Source organism: Micromonospora sp. MH33 (assembly GCF_003013775.1).
GTDB lineage: Bacteria > Actinomycetota > Actinomycetes > Mycobacteriales > Micromonosporaceae > Micromonospora > Micromonospora fulviviridis.
Genome location: NZ_MUYZ01000063.1, coordinates 1 through 12,706, shown reverse-complemented (window position 1 = coordinate 12,706; position 12,706 = coordinate 1). Strand labels below are relative to the sequence as shown.

Genomic DNA, 12,706 nt, shown 5'->3' with positions numbered 1-12,706 from the left:
ACGCCCGGGCCCGACACGACAGCCAGCGCGACGGCAGCGGCCACCGTCCGCTCTGTCCACCAGGTGCGGGCCGTATCGCCTTTCCCCGCGTCGCCCGTCGCTGCTGTCGCCACCGAATTCACCCTCCCCCTACTGCCCTCAGCGTCGGCCGCCACGGCGGTCCGCGCCAAGGCCAGGGCGGGCAACACCAGGCTGACGTGTTGTTGCCTACCGGCTGACGGCCTCAGGGAGCGCTCCGGTCCCCGCTCGCGCCGGCGGCCTCGCCGCCTTCGCCGGAACTGGGCCGGAGGCGGATTCGGGTGATCGCCCGCCCGATCACCTCCGCCACCTCCGCGATGAAGCCCGGCAGCCGCACGGTCTCCCCCGTCGTCTTCGGAATGTGGCCAAGGTGAGCCAGAACCAGACCGGCGACTGTCGTGTAATCCCCGACCTCGAGGGCGTCCAGGTCGAGATCGATACCGACGTCGGGCAGGTCGTGCAGCGGGAACCCGCCGGGCAGCAGCAGCGTCCCGTCCGGAGCTTCGATGACGGCTTGGACGTCCCGGTCGGTCTCGTCGTAGATCTCCCCGACGATCTCCTCGACCAAGTCCTCCATCGTCACGATCCCGTCGATGGAGCCCCGCTCGTCCACGATGAGGGCGAACTGCTGCCGCTGCGACCGCAGTTCCCGGATCGCCTCGGTCACCCTCAACGTCTCCGGCAGATAGACGGGAGGGCTGGCATGGTCGGCGACCGGGCCCTCCTGGTCGAGCAGGTCCCGCAGGTGCACCACCCCGACGGTGTCGTCCAGACCCCCGCGGCCGACCACGGGCGCGCGGGTCTGCCCGGACTTGCCCAGCTCCCGCAGTGCCTGCGGCGCGGACAGCGACGCGGACAGGGTGACCACGTCCCGGCGAGGGACGAGGATCTCGCGAAGGATCCGCTCGGCGGCCTCGAACGCCCCCGAGATGATCATCCGGTGTTCGGGGGTGAGGTTGCGCTGCGCGGCGACCATGTCCCGAATCTCCTCGGTGGTGACCTCCTCCCGCCGCGCCCGAGGGTCACCGCCGGTCAGCCGCACCACCACCGCTGGCCTTGCCCAGCAGCCACACCGCCGGCCGGGAGAACGCCGACAACGCGTCCAAGGGCCGGGCGACCAGCAGCGCCCAGCCCTCCGCGCGCTGCATCGCGATCCGCTTCGGCGCCAGCTCACCCAACACCAGCGTGACAAACGTCAACAGAATAGTCACGATCACGATCGACACCGGCTCGGCCGCCGACCCCAGGAACCCCAGCGGCTTCACCAGCGGCGCCGCGAGGGACACCGCCGCCGCCGAGGCGAGGAAACCGGCCAGCGTGATGCCGATCTGGATCGTGGCCAGGAAGCGGTTCGGGTCCCGCGTCAGCCTCGCCAGCACCCGCCCGGCGCGCGAGGTGCGCTCCAGACGCTGCAACTGGCTCTCCCGCAGCGACACCAACGCCATCTCGCTGCCCGCGAACACCGCGTTCACCAACACGAACACGAACACGAACACCAGCGTGACCTGCACGCCATAGCCGCCCACGGCCTGTTCGACGCCTCCCTAGACCGGACCCTCCGGAACACCAACCGTAACGGCACCCGGCACGCTCCTTGCTCCAGGCCGGGAACATCGGGGCATTTCCGCCGACGATCGGGGAAACCGCCGCCAGTGCCGAACCTGACTGTCCCGCCCTGGCCGCTTGCGTGGAGCATCGCGGTGTTCGTCCTCGCCGGGGCGGTCACCGTCGCCGGCAGCATCCGCCTGGCCGGACTCGGCGACGCCCTCGCCGACCGCACCGGCTGGGGCGAAGCCCTGTTCGGCGTGGTCTTCTTCGGCATCGTCACCGGCCTGTCCGGAATCATCATGACCATCGTCGCCGCCAGCAGCGACCAACCCGGCCTCGCCTACAGCAACGCCGTCGGCGGCATCGCCGCCCAGACCACCGCCGTCGCCGTCGCCGACGCCTTCCACCGCCGCGCCAACCTCGAACACGCCGCCGCCTCCCTGTCCAACCTCCTGTCCGGCTGCCTCCTGATCGCCCTGCTCGCCCTCGCGCTGCTCGCCAGCTACATCCCCCAAACCACCATCGCCGGCGTCGACCCCATGTCCGCAGTCATCGTCGGCGCCTATGGCGGCGGGCTGGTCCTCATCCGCCGAGCCGGCGCGCAACCCATGTGGCAGGCCATCGCCACCGCCGAAACCCGACCCGACGTCCCGCACAACGACAACCCGCTCAACCGGCACCGCCCCGGCTGGCTGTGGAGCCAGTTCGCCATCGTCGGCCTGCTCGTCGCAACGGGCGGCTGGGTCGTCGCCCTCGCCGCCGAGAGCCTCGTCGAGATCACCGGACTCACCGCCGGGTTCGTCGGCGGCGTGCTCATGGGCGTCGTCAACGCCCTCCCCGAAACCGTCACCGCCATCGCCGCCGTCCGCCGGGGCGCAGTGACCCTCGCCGTCGCCGCCGTCCTCGGCGGCAACATCCTCGACGTCCTCACCCTCGTCGCCGGCGACCTCGCCTACCGGCCCGGATCGATCTACCACACCGCCGGCAGCCAGGAACTGCTCGCCACCACCACCAGCCTGTTCATGACCGCCACCCTGCTCGGCGGCCTACTCATCCGCCAAACCTGCGGCTGGGGCCGCCTCGGCTTCGAAGGAGTGCTCCTACTGGCCAGCTACGCCGCCATGACCGTCATCCTCGCCCTCTCCCACGGCTGACCCCCCGCCCACTCGGCACTTCCTCCCCAGCCGGCCATACCCGATCACTGTCGGGCAGTTCCATCCAAGTTGCGCCGGGTGGTCATGCTCAGAGACATGATCCGGTTCGTGCTCAACGTGCTCTGGCTCATCTTCGGCGGCGGCCTCGTGCTCGCCGCCTGCTACGGCATCGCCGCGCTGATCTGCTTCGCCCTGATCATCACGATCCCGTTCGGCGTCGCGTCGCTACGCCTGGCCGTCTACTCCCTGTGGCCGTTCGGCCGCACCGTCGTCCCCAAACCCGGTGCCGGGATCGCCTCGGGACTGGCCAACATCCTCTGGGTGGTACTCGCCGGCTGGTGGCTGGCCCTGTCCCACATCCTCGCCGGCATCGCTCTCTGCCTCACGATCATCGGCATCCCGTTCGGCATCGCCAACTTCAAGCTCGTGCCGGCAGCGTTCTGGCCCCTGGGACGCGACGTCGTCGACGCACCGTAGAACAACGACCCGCCACAATCGGACCGACGCGGGTGCGCACAGCGCAAAGTCCGGCACGAGCGATCACGGGGGGAACCACTCGAGCCGGACACCGACAAGATACACCTCATAGCGGCGGTCACCCGACGGCGAAGACATCACCGGTCTCACGGCCCGGGAGCAGGCGCAACGTAGGGGGCACCGCTGCGGCCAGGGCTGCGACCTCGACGCCGCGCCTGCCAGCACGGTGGTGATCCGCCCCGTCGCGCCGGACGTCCACCACCCCTGCCCAGTTACCGCCACGTGAGGACAGCTGTGACCACCCGAACTCCTGACCAGCAACCCGCCTCCGTCCGCCCTCGACGAGCCGCATCGTCCGCCGCCCACACGGGCATCGCGCTCGGTCTTGCCCCGCCCGCCTACGACAGGGGATGGCTGGTCCTCGGCGGAGTCGTCCTCGCCGTGATCGGTCTGGTGATGGCCGTCGCCGAGTGGACTCGACGCCACCCCGACGAACGACAACCACCGGAGGACCACCGGGAGGTGGAAGAGGAAGAGCCATAAGCCCAGCGGTACGCGAAGCAACAAGGGCGAATTCGACAAGGCAGCGTGGATTCCCGCCACAACGACGGCAGGCGCTTGTGAGTCGATGATTGACACATGCCGCGGTGTGGGTAGGAGGCCGTGGGTGAAACGTGTCCAGCGTTTGATGATCGCAGTCGCGGCGCTGCTCGTGCTGTGGGCGGGTCTGGCGTATGAGGTGTCGCGGCCGCAGGACGCGTCCGGCTACCTACGGACCGTGCTGCAGGTAGCCGGCTCGGCGCATGACGCTGCCGCCACCGGGGTCCTGGTCGCCCGCGAGCAACGCCGCCAGCACCTCACCGCCACGTACGCTGTGAGCGCCTACGACGACGCCATGAAGGCCGTAGCGGGCGCGCAGAAGAAGCTGGGCACCGAGGCAGCCCCCGACGATGCGTCCAGGGCGTTGCGGGATCGCCTGGCCCCGTTGGTGGAGGCCGCCGCCCGCGCGTTGTCCGACGCCGCCTCCGCACGCGACGACTCCGCACTGGGCCATGCCGGCGCGGCTCTGCAGGCCGCGGCGCAGCAGTTGAACGAGTTGATCGAGGACAACCGGTGAGCGCCGCCACGTCAACGACCGGCAGACCGGTGAAGACCCCGCCGGCGGCGGGAGGGGGCGGCGCGAAGCGCATCCTGGCGATCGCCCTGGGAGTGCTGACCGCGATCGGCGGGTTCGTCGACATCGGCGACATCGTCGCGAACGCCGAAGCCGGCGCCCGGTTCGGCATCTCCCACGCCTGGGTCCTCGTCGTCGGGGTGATCGGTATCTGCGCGTACGCCGAGATGAGCGGACGGGTCACGGCGGTGAGCGGACGGCCGGTGTTCGACCTCGTTCGTGAGCGTCTCGGCCCGCGCGTGGCCCTGGCCAACCTCGCCGGTTCCCTACTCGTCACCTTTCTGACGCTCGGTGCGGAGATCGGCGGTGTCGGGCTGGCGCTGCAACTGGCCACCAGCGTCGACTACCTGCTGTGGGTGCCCGTGGTCGGGCTTGTGCTGTGGGTGGCGCTGTGGCGGGCGAAGTTCTCGCTGCTGGAGAACCTGTTCGGGCTCACCGGCCTCGCGTTGGTCGTGTTCGTGATCGCGCTTGTCCGCCTGCAGCCCGACGCCGGACAGCTGTGGCAGCAGGCCGCCCGCCCCGGCCCGCCCGCCGGCGAGGACTGGGGCACCTACTGGTTCTTCGCCGTCGCGCTGTTCGCCTCCGCGATGACCCCCTACGAGGTGTTCTTCTTCTCCTCCGGCGGAGTCGAGGAACGGTGGAGCAGCAAGGACCTGCTCACCTCCCGGGTGAACGTCTTCGTCGGGTTCCCCCTCGGCGGGCTGCTGGCCTTCGCGCTGATGGCCACCGCCGCCACCGTGTTCCACCCGCTGCAGATGTCGGTCGACTCGCTGTCGCAGGTAGCCATGCCCGCCGCGATCACGCTGGGCAAGTTGGGCCTGGCCGCGGCAATCCTCGGCTTCTTCGCCGCCACCTTCGGCGCCGCGATGGAGACCGGCCTGTCCAGCGCCTACACCGTCGCCCAGTACTTCGGCTGGGCCTGGGGCAAGCTGCGCCGACCCCGCGAGGCCGCCCGCTTCCACACCATGCTCATGATCGCGATCCTCGTCGGGGTGGCGGCGCTGATGACCACCATCGACCCGATCCAACTCACCGAGTACACCCTGGTGTTCAGCGCCGTGGCCCTACCGCTGACCTACCTGCCGATCCTCATCGTCGCCAACGACCGCGGCTACCTCGGCCGACGCGTCAACGGCCGCCTCGCCAACACCCTCGGCCTGATCTACCTCGCGATCGTGCTCGCCGCAGCGGTCGCCGCGATCCCCCTCATGATCATTACCCGGATGGGAGGCGGCTGACATGCTGATCGGCTTCGACCTGCTCGACCGGCAGATCCTCGACCGCGACGGCGAACCCGTCGGCAAGGTCGACGACGTCGAACTCGCCCTCACCGACGACGGCACCCCGTACGTGGCAGCCCTGCTCGTCGGACAACAGGCACTCGGCCAACGCATCGGCGGCAGCCTCGGCCGCTGGATGGCCGACACCGCCCGACGACTGGCACCCGACCGCCACCGCGGTCCCATCCGCATCCCCTACGACCTGGTCGCCGAACTGAACAGCGCGGTCAACCTCTCCGTACGCCGGGAGGTGTTGCCCGACCCGGCGCTGGAGACCTGGCTACGCGATCACCTCATCGCCCCCATCCCCGGAGCCACCGATGCCAGCTGACCAGCCGGAATCTCCGCTGCATGCCGGCGCCCTGATCGGGCGGGAAGTCCGCGACCGCCACGGCCGCATCATCGGTCGCATCGCGGACATCGAAACCGCCCGCGACACCGACGGCCGGGAACGCGTCACCGCCCTGATCGTCACCGCGGGACGGTGGGGACGCCTGCTCGGCTACGAACGCCACGAAACCGTCGGGCCTTGGCTGCTCGAACACCTCGCGCGCATCATCCTGCGCCGACACACCACCCGCGTGCCCTGGCCGGACGCCCACGTTTAGCAGCCTCGGCCATCAAGGCAGTGCGCGCAGTACGCAGGAACGTAACCGCCGCAGGGATTAAGCGTGTGGGTGCCCAGGGCTCGGCCGCTGGGCGCCCACACCCATCGCCACGCCGATATCGCGGCGCCACGAGGTCACTCCAGCAGGCGGATGGCCATCGGACTCGTCATCGTTCAGCTCTGGTTCTCCTGTCGGCCATGGTGGTGAGCTCGCTTGTTGGTTGTTCACCGGCACGGTCGCGGTGACCCGCCAGTTGGCGCAAGGAGTAGATGTTAATGCGTTTCAGATCCCCGTTCCGCCGTGTGTCCGCGCTGGGGGCGGCGCTCGCCGTGGTCGCCGGTGTCGCCGTCTCGGCGCCGGCCGCGGTCGCGGCACCCGGCTCGCCGGGCACCCGTCCGTCGTTCTGCGACCACGACAACCGCCGCACCCCGTTCGCCCAGTACCTGTGCGCCCAGTCCGATGACCTGCTCGACGTGCGCATCGGCGACGTGCACCCGACCCAGCCGTCCCTGGGCTACGACGAGGTCTACTACAAGCTCGGCCGCTACACCCTCGGCAAGGACACCATCAACAAGCGGTTCAGCGACTGGTGCGAGGCCGACGGCCGCATCGACGCGGTCGCCGCCACGCCCGACGCGCGCCTGGACGACCCGTCCTCGTTCACCTGCCAACTCCCAGTCGGGGCGGAGACGGCGGACAGCATCGCCGCCATGAAGACGGTGGTCATCGGTCCCGATGGCGAGCCGTTCCTCACCGACGGGCACCACACCCTCACCTCATTCATCGAAACGCCGGACGGCGGCGCCGACCTGCACGTCCGGCTGCGGGTGCAGGCGAACCTGAGCAACCTCAGCCGGCAGGACTTCTGGGCCGAGATGCAGGCCCACAAGTGGGTGTACCTGCGCGACCCCGACGGCAACCCGGTCAGCGTCAACAAACTGCCCACCAGCGTCGGCCTGGGTAACTTCACCAACGACAGGTACCGCAGCCTGCTCTACTTCGGCCGCGACATCGGATACGCCCAGAACGGGCTGCCGTTCCAGGAGTTCTACTGGGGCAGTTGGGTCCGCGACACCAAACCCGTCGACCTGACCGGCTGGAACCCGAACGACCTCGATAACTACCTGGCCACCGTCAAGGCCGAGACCCAGGCAATGACCGCCCTGCCCAAGGACAGCATCGTCGACAGCGGCTTCACCGCCACCGAACTCGGCGCGCTGAACCAGTGGAACGACGGCAAGGCCCCCGACAAGGGCGAGTTCGCCAAGCTCAGCAAACCGTACTCGGACACCAAGCCCGGAAAGCTCGCCTACGCCCTGGAGTACAAGCGCACCCACGACCTGACCTGACCTGACCTGCCCCCCCGGGACACCACGAGCGGGCGCCGAGCGAACAGGCTCGGCGCCCGTCGCCGTTACCCACGAGCATTCGGACGACACGCGAATCAGTCGCGCGACGCGAACCGGTTGACCGAAGGGTGCCGTACCGCCTGGGCGCTACCGTGGGCGGTCTGGTGCACGCGCCTCTTTCGGGATGTTGACGAGGCGCCCTGCCAATAGGGACACCTCCTCTCCAGCAGTTGCCGGGGAGGAGGTGTCCTTGTTGGGTCAGCGAGGCGCTACAGCCGCGCGCACTGCCCGGTGGCCGGGCCCCGGACGCTGTTCGTCCGGCTCTCGTTGATCGGGGCCGGATCGTTGAGCGCGCAGCTCAGCGGGCCGGCGATGGTGTTCCCCGCGACGACCACCGGCTGGCTGCCCGTGTTGCCGATGAGGGTGACCGGACCGTTCATCGTCGCCGCGTCGACCCGGACGCCGGCTCCGTTGCCGACCAGCGACACCGGCCCGGTTACCTTGCCCGCGCTGATCTCCACCTCGCCGTACGCACCGGCGACCGATACCGGACCGCTCACCGTGGTGCCGGTGAGGGTGAACAGCACGGGACGGACGGCTGAGACCGGGCCGCTGCAGCCTACGGGGCAGCGATAGTGGTACGGGCTGCCCTCAAGTATGACGGCGACGAGGGGCAATGGCGGCTGGTAGGCGGCACGGGCGCGGGCGCCGACGTGTTGGCGGTGGCTCGCCTCTCAAGCGGCGACGCCCGGCGTTGGTCGTGCGGCCTGGCAGAACGCTGTCCACCGGTTGCGCGACGCTGACGGTCAGCTGCGAATCGACCACGCCGCGCGGACGGGCAGTTCCGCTGGCTGCTCCTCGGACCGGGGCCCAGAGTCACCGCCAGGTCCCCCGCCGTCTATCGGGACGCGGCCAGCTGCCGGCAGGCCTCCGCCGTTGCGCGACGAGCCGCTCACACCGTGTTGGGGGCCGCGCTCGGAACTGCCAGGCAACTGACGTCCTCGGGCCATTCAATCGACTGTCGTTGATTTGTGAAGAGCTGCGCCCCGTTGATTCGGGGCTGGAACTGTGCGCGTCCAAGAAGCGCCGGAGTGGAAATGGCTGAATGTCTTCTGTGCTGTCCGCGGTCAACCGGCCGCGACTGTCCCGTCCGTCCTGGCTGTCACCGAAGGTGTTCCGCACCGAGGTCCTCGCCGGCTTGGTCGTCGCCCTCGCGCTGATTCCGGAGGCGATCAGCTTCTCGATCCTGGCCGGGGTCGATCCCCGCGTGGGGCTGTTCGCGTCGTTCACCATGGCGGTCACCATCGCGTTCTACGGGGGCCGGCCGGCGATGATCTCCGCTGCCACCGGTGCGATCGCCCTCGTGGTGGCACCGTTGGCGAAGGAGCACGGGCTGGATTACCTGGTCGCGGCGGTGATACTCGGTGGCGCGATCCAGGTCCTGCTTGCGGTGCTCGGGGTGGCGAAGCTGATGCGGTTCATCCCGCGCAGCGTCATGGTCGGCTTCGTCAACGCCCTCGCGATCCTGATCTTCGCCGCCCAGGTCCCGCACCTAATCGGCGTACCGTGGCTGGTCTATCCCCTCGTCGCCGTCGCACTGGCGATCATGGTCGGATTCCCCCGGCTCACCAGGGCCGTCCCGGCGCCGCTGGTCGCGATCGTGATGCTGACCGTGGTCGCGGTAGCGGCGCACGTGGCGGTGCCGACGGTGGGCGACGAGGGCGCGCTGCCGGACAGCCTGCCGACCTTGGGGCTGCCGCAGATCCCCTGGACCCTGGACACCCTCACCCTGATCGCCCCCTACGCCCTGGGGATCGCGCTGGTGGGGCTGATGGAGTCGCTGATGACCGCGAAATTGGTCGACGACATCACGGACACCCCTTCCAGCAAGACCCGCGAGTCCTGGGGCCAGGGCGTGGCCAACATCGTCACCGGACACTTCGGCGGCATGGGTGGCTGCGCCATGATCGGCCAAACGATGATCAACGTGAAGGCGTCCGGCGCCCGTACGCGGCTCTCCACCTTCCTGGCCGGTGTGTTCCTCCTGGTTCTGGTCGTCGCGCTCGGCGACGTGGTCGCGGTGATCCCGATGGCCGCACTGGTCGCCGTGATGATCATCGTGGCCGTGTCGACGTTCGACTGGCACTCCGTCGCACCGGCCACGCTCAACCGGATGCCCTACGGCGAGACGATCGTCATGCTGGCCACCGTGGCGACCACGCTGGCCACCCACAACCTGGCCGTCGGCGTCGTCGCCGGCGTCCTTACCGCCATGGTCATCTTCGCCCGCCGGGTCGCGCACCTGGTCGAGGTCACCAGCGTGCTCGATCCCGACGGCGCCACCCGGATCTACTCGGTGCACGGGGAGCTGTTCTTCGCCTCCAGCAACGACCTCGTCGGCCAGTTCGACTACGCGGGCGACCCCGACACCGTGGTGATCGACATGACCCACGCCCACGTCTGGGACGCCTCCTCCGTGGCCGCCCTGGACGCGATCACCCACGAAGTACGCTGCCCGCGGCAAGGATGTCCAAATCGTCGAGCTGAACAGTCCCAGCGCCCGCATCCACGACACCCTCGCCGGCCAACTCGGCGTCGGCCACTGATGGCCACCACCAGCCGTGGCACCGGGCCGGAGCAGCACGCCTCCGGCCCGGCCACCGGCCGCCTCATGCAGATCGGCGAGGCCGCAGAACGGGTCGGTCTCAGCATCCGCACCATCCGCCACTATGAGGAAGCCGGCCTGATCGTCCCCTCCGCCCGCAGCGAGGGCGGCTTCCGCCTCTACACCGAACCCGACCTCGACCGCCTCGCCGTCGTCAAACGGATGAAGCCCCTCGGCTTCACTCTCGACGAGATGCGCGACCTCCTCACCGTCCTCGACGCCCTCGACATCGCCACGGGCACCGACCGCGCCGTCCTGCCCGGCCGGCTCGCCTTGTTCCACACCGCCGCCGCCACCCGCGTCACCGTCCTCCGGGACCAACTGGCCATGGCCGAAGGCTTCGCCAACACGCTGCACCACAAACTTGAGTACCACGGCGGCCCGGCCGCTTGAGCACCGTCGCTGCCGACTATCCATAAACCATCCAGGGTGTGTCGGGGTGATGGTCAGTCGCTGTCTCTCGCGGTAGCGAGGACGGGGTGGGTGGCGGTGCAGGTTGTGGGCGGGAGCAGCACGATAGCCACCGCGACGTGCATGGCGCCGAGGATGATCGGGGCAGCAGCCGGTCCAGGAGTGCGAGCAGCGCCGAGCCAGCCAGGCCGGCAGAGCGCGACGATCACGACCGGAGCGAGGCCGATCTCCGGCGTTTCCCGGCCAGGTGGCCCACCGTGCGACGATGAGCCGGTGCCCGAGCAGCGGAACGGCGACGGTCCAGAGGCCGGCGGCCACGCCAACGCCCCCCAGCGCTGCCTGAATTCGGAAGATGCCGACGACGAGTCGACTGGCGAGCGTTGACGCGAGGGCCGGCGGGACACTCGTTTCGGGGCTGCTGCTCCGGGAAGGCAGGGCAGCATGCGTGACCAGCAGGCACAGGCGCGATGAGCAACGACGGGTACGACGCGGTTGTCGTCGGGGCGGGGCATAACGGTTTGGTCGCCGCCAACCTGCTGGCCGACGCCGGCTGGCACGTCCTCGTGCTGGAGGCCGACGACGCGCCCGGAGGCGCGGTCAGGTCGGCGGAGGTGCTGGGGCCGGGCTTCACCACCGACCTGTTCAGCGCGTTCTATCCGCTCGGCGCGGCGTCTCCCGTCCTGCGCGCGTTGCGGCTGGAGGAGCACGGCCTGCGCTGGAGCCACGCCCCCGCGCCGCTGGCGCACCTGCTCCCCGACGACCGGGCGGTGGTGCTCTCCCGCGACCTGTCCGAGACGGCGGGCTCGGTGGAACGTTTCGCGCCGGGCGACGGCGCTGCCTGGGAGGCGCTCGTCCAGCGCTGGGACCGGTACGCCGACGACGTGCTCGACGCGTTGTTCAGCCCGTTCCCACCCGTACGCGCGGGCGCTCGCCTGCTGGCCCGGATGGGCCCGGCGGAGGCTGTCCGCGCCGCCCGCTTCGCCACGCTGCCGGTACGGCGGCTCGGGTCGGAGCAGTTCCGGGGCGATGGGGCCCGGCTGCTCCTCGCCGGCACCGCGCTGCACTCGGACATATCGCCGGATGAGCCGGGGAGCGGCCTGTTCGGCTGGTTGATGACCATGGTGGGTCAGCGGCTCGGCTTCCCGGTCCCGCGGGGTGGCTCGGGGAAGCTCGTCGAGGCGCTGGTCCAGCGTTTGCGGGCGGCCGGCGGCGAGCTGCGCTGCGGGGTACGGGTCGAGAAGATCATCGTGGTGGGTGGCCGGGCCCGGGGCGTGCAGACCAGCGCGGGCCGGGTGCTGGCCCGACGGGCGGTGGTCGCCGACGTCGATGTGCCCACCCTCTACCTGGATTTGGTGGGCGCGGACCGGCTGCCCGATCGGGTCCGCTCCGACCTGCGGCGCTTCGCCTGGGACCCGGCCACCCTGAAGCTGAACTGGGCGCTGTCCGGCCCGGTCCCCTGGACGGCGGCCGAGGTCGCCCGTGCCGGCACCGTGCACCTCGGCGGCGACCTCGACGGGTTGACCGACTACGCGGCGGACCTGGCCAACGGTCGCCGGCCCGGCCGGCCGTTCCTGCTGCTCGGCCAGATGACCACCGCCGATCCCACCCGGTCCCCGACAGGCACCGAGGTGGTGTGGGCGTACACGCACCTGCCGCGCGGCATCGCGGGCGACACCGAGGTGGTGCGGCGGCAGATCGAGGCGGTGGAGGACCTGCTGGAGCGGCACGCCCCCGGCTTCCGGGACCGGGTGCTGAACCGGGTGGTGCAGACGCCCGGCGACCTCGTGGCCGCCGATGGCAACCTTGTCGGTGGGGCGATCAACGGCGGCACCACCAAGCTCTACCAGGAGTTGGTCTTCCGGCCGCTGCCCGGCCTCGGCCGGGCGGAGACCCCGGTTAGCGGGCTCTATCTGGGCAGCGCCGGCGCGCACCCCGGCGGCGGGGTGCATGGCGGTCCGGGCGCCAACGCGGCCAAGGCGGCGCTGCTGCACGCCGGGCGCGGGCGGCTGCGTGCGGCGGCGG

General features: G+C 70.3%; 10 protein-coding genes and 2 pseudogenes. 10 read left to right on the top strand and 2 right to left on the bottom strand.

The annotated features are described in order from the left end of the window. Positions 1-223 precede the first annotated feature (223 nt). Positions 224-1,544, bottom strand: a pseudogene (locus B0E53_RS12865) (hemolysin family protein). A 126-nt stretch (positions 1,545-1,670) separates the two neighbouring features. Here B0E53_RS12865 and B0E53_RS12860 point away from each other — a divergent pair. The 7 genes from B0E53_RS12860 (at position 1,671) to B0E53_RS12830 (ending at position 7,608) form a co-directional block, all read left to right on the top strand. Continuing rightward, entirely contained in the window at positions 1,671-2,720 is a 1,050-nt protein-coding gene (locus B0E53_RS12860; RefSeq protein ID WP_107076277.1) for a cation transporter, read from the top strand. Between the two features lie 96 nt (positions 2,721-2,816). Continuing rightward, entirely contained in the window at positions 2,817-3,197 is a 381-nt protein-coding gene (locus B0E53_RS12855; protein WP_107076276.1) for a YccF domain-containing protein, read from the top strand. A gap of 667 nt (positions 3,198-3,864) precedes the next feature. Continuing rightward, a complete protein-coding gene (locus tag B0E53_RS12850; RefSeq protein WP_146167658.1) occupies positions 3,865-4,314 on the top strand; it encodes a hypothetical protein in 450 nt (149 codons plus the stop codon). Continuing rightward, positions 4,311-5,609, top strand: a complete 1,299-nt coding sequence (locus tag B0E53_RS12845) for a divalent metal cation transporter (RefSeq protein WP_246835377.1) — start codon at positions 4,311-4,313, stop codon at positions 5,607-5,609. Before B0E53_RS12850 ends, B0E53_RS12845 begins: the two co-directional genes overlap by 4 nt. A gap of 1 nt (position 5,610) precedes the next feature. After that, complete coding sequence (locus B0E53_RS12840) at positions 5,611-5,982, top strand: hypothetical protein (RefSeq protein WP_107076273.1); 372 nt, start codon at positions 5,611-5,613, stop codon at positions 5,980-5,982. Beyond that, positions 5,972-6,259, top strand: a complete 288-nt coding sequence (locus B0E53_RS12835; RefSeq protein ID WP_107076272.1) for a PRC-barrel domain-containing protein — start codon at positions 5,972-5,974, stop codon at positions 6,257-6,259. Before B0E53_RS12840 ends, B0E53_RS12835 begins: the two co-directional genes overlap by 11 nt. A gap of 275 nt (positions 6,260-6,534) precedes the next feature. Then, positions 6,535-7,608, top strand: coding sequence for a ParB/Srx family N-terminal domain-containing protein (locus B0E53_RS12830; protein ID WP_107076271.1), 1,074 nt, complete (start codon positions 6,535-6,537; stop codon positions 7,606-7,608). A 269-nt stretch (positions 7,609-7,877) separates the two neighbouring features. On the opposite strand, the gene B0E53_RS12825 is transcribed toward B0E53_RS12830, so the two are convergent. After that, positions 7,878-8,195: a hypothetical protein gene (locus B0E53_RS12825; protein ID WP_107076270.1), complete on the bottom strand. Its 318-nt coding sequence runs from the start codon at positions 8,193-8,195 to the stop codon at positions 7,878-7,880. Positions 8,196-8,713: 518 nt separating this feature from the next. Here B0E53_RS12825 and B0E53_RS12820 point away from each other — a divergent pair. The 3 genes and pseudogenes from B0E53_RS12820 to B0E53_RS12810 form a co-directional block, all read left to right on the top strand. After that, positions 8,714-10,214: pseudogene (locus B0E53_RS12820) on the top strand (SulP family inorganic anion transporter). A 65-nt stretch (positions 10,215-10,279) separates the two neighbouring features. Continuing rightward, positions 10,280-10,666: a MerR family transcriptional regulator gene (locus B0E53_RS12815; RefSeq protein ID WP_246835379.1), complete on the top strand. Its 387-nt coding sequence runs from the start codon at positions 10,280-10,282 to the stop codon at positions 10,664-10,666. A 485-nt stretch (positions 10,667-11,151) separates the two neighbouring features. Next, positions 11,152-12,706, top strand: a 1,555-nt coding sequence (locus B0E53_RS12810) for an NAD(P)/FAD-dependent oxidoreductase (protein WP_107076292.1), incomplete at its 3' end; no start/stop codon positions are given.

Coding starts and splice junctions, on each gene's coding strand:
- B0E53_RS12855 (WP_107076276.1), top strand. CDS start 2,817: ATGATCCGGTTCGTGCTCAACGTGCTCTGGCTCATCTTCGGCGGCGGC.
- B0E53_RS12840 (WP_107076273.1), top strand. CDS start 5,611: ATGCTGATCGGCTTCGACCTGCTCGACCGGCAGATCCTCGACCGCGAC.
- B0E53_RS12835 (WP_107076272.1), top strand. CDS start 5,972: ATGCCAGCTGACCAGCCGGAATCTCCGCTGCATGCCGGCGCCCTGATC.
- B0E53_RS12830 (WP_107076271.1), top strand. CDS start 6,535: ATGCGTTTCAGATCCCCGTTCCGCCGTGTGTCCGCGCTGGGGGCGGCG.
- B0E53_RS12815 (WP_246835379.1), top strand. CDS start 10,280: ATGCAGATCGGCGAGGCCGCAGAACGGGTCGGTCTCAGCATCCGCACC.